The following is an 844-nucleotide window of genomic DNA, read 5'->3' as shown; positions in this document are numbered from 1 at the left end:
TGGCGAGCGTTGCACTGTCAGTCCCGGAGTGGCGCGCGTTCGGCGTAACGAAGCGGATTGCGCTGTGCAGGTGTTCTTCGTTGTACCAACTGGCGAAGGATTTCACCCAAGCCTGCGCATCCTCTTTCGTGGCAAAGCCCTTGGTCGGCCAGTTTGGGCGGTATTTGCAGGTTCGGAACAGCGCCTCGGAAAAGGGATTGTCATTGCTGACGCGTGGCCGGCTGTAAGAGGCGATAATGCCCAGCTTTTCCATCGTGACCTTCATCGTGGCCCCCTTCATGGGACTGCCGTTGTCCGCGTGCAGGACCAGCGGGCGCGTGATGCAGCCCTCGGCCAAGACCGCCTGTCGGATCAGCTTTGCGGCTAGGTCTGAGGTTTCTCGGTCGTAAACCTCCCAGCCCACGATCTTGCGACTGAAGATGTCCACGATCAGGTACAGGTAGAAGAACGTGCCTGCGACCGGCCCGGGCATCCAAGTTATGTCCCAGGTCCAGACCTCGCGAGGCGCACTGGCCTTGTAGCTGGTGGGCGGTTTGCGCCGCACCGGCGGCTTGGACCGGCCGCGGTGATGCTGTTGTCCATCGGCGCGCAAGATGCGGTAAAAGCTGGACTCAGACGCCAGATACTGCCCCTGATCGGCCAGTTTCGGCACGATTTGGCTGGGCGGGAGGCTGGCGAATTCCGTTGAATTACAGACATCCAGCACGGCGGCCCGTTCGCCCGGGCTCAGCTTGTTGGCGGGGCCCGGGCGTTGCACGAGGGGGCGCTGATCCGGCTGCACCTGGCCGCCGTTTGTCCAGCGCCGCAGGGTGCGATCGCTGATCTCCAACTCGGCACAGGCTTT

General features: G+C 62.7%; 1 protein-coding gene. It reads right to left on the bottom strand.

Going from position 1 to position 844, the window contains the following annotated elements:
• Positions 1 to 844 (bottom strand): IS3 family transposase (locus tag BV911_RS18845; RefSeq protein ID WP_139840168.1); only part of this gene is annotated, 844 nt, incomplete at both ends.

The sequence above is a fragment of the Pseudoruegeria sp. SK021 genome (assembly GCF_002119405.1).
GTDB lineage: Bacteria > Pseudomonadota > Alphaproteobacteria > Rhodobacterales > Rhodobacteraceae > Meridianimarinicoccus.
The sequence above is the reverse complement of the archived record's forward strand: the minus strand, read 5'-3'. Positions and strand labels throughout refer to the sequence as shown.